The following is a 732-nucleotide window of genomic DNA, read 5'->3' as shown; positions in this document are numbered from 1 at the left end:
AGCCAGAACAGAAAAACCTGCCACCCATGGTCATGGCTTGTGAGTTTGCGCCAGAGCTAGAATTACCAACCGTGCACATTGACAACCTAACGTCTGCTTTTGAAGCGGTCAATTACCTAACTCAACTTGGCCATAAACGCATAGCACAAATTTCAGGGCCAGACACAGCGGTATTGTGTCAGTTCCGCCAGCAAGGTTATCAACAAGCCTTGCGTCGCGCGGGGATCAGTAAAGACCCACAATACAGCGTTATCACTGAGTTTTCTTTTGACGGCGGCGCGAAAGCTGTACGTAAGTTGCTAGAACTTCCAGAGCCACCAACTGCGATTTTCTGCCACTGTGACACCATGGCAATCGGCGCAATCCAAGAAGCGAAACGACTCGGTCTGCGCGTTCCGCAAGATCTGTCAGTGGTTGGTTTCGATGATATCAACTTTGCTCAATACTGCGATCCACCGTTAACGACCATTTCTCAACCTCGTTATGAAATTGGCCGCCAAGCGATGCTTATGATGCTTGAACTCCTTAAAGGCCATGACGTTCATTCAGGTTCACGCTTACTAGAAACTAAGCTTGTTGTCCGTGGTAGCGCAGCGCCACCGCAACGCGCCTAAGCGCTCGGTAGTCCAACGCGACCTATCATGTAAACTAACGATAAGCGGTGCCCATTGGTGCCGCTTTTTGTCTTCTCTATCTGATACGTAGCTATCAAGATTACATCAATAGGGTGTT

The 732-nt window shown here is 49.0% G+C and carries 1 protein-coding gene; it reads left to right on the top strand.

The annotated features are described in order from the left end of the window. On the top strand, nt 1-614 hold a 614-nt coding region (locus R7E78_RS26390), incomplete at its 5' end, for a substrate-binding domain-containing protein (protein WP_318058642.1). Nucleotides 615-732: the final 118 nt, after the last annotated feature.

It is taken from the genome of Vibrio sp. YT-19(2023), from assembly GCF_033337395.1.
The sequence above is the reverse complement of the archived record's forward strand: the minus strand, read 5'-3'. Positions and strand labels throughout refer to the sequence as shown.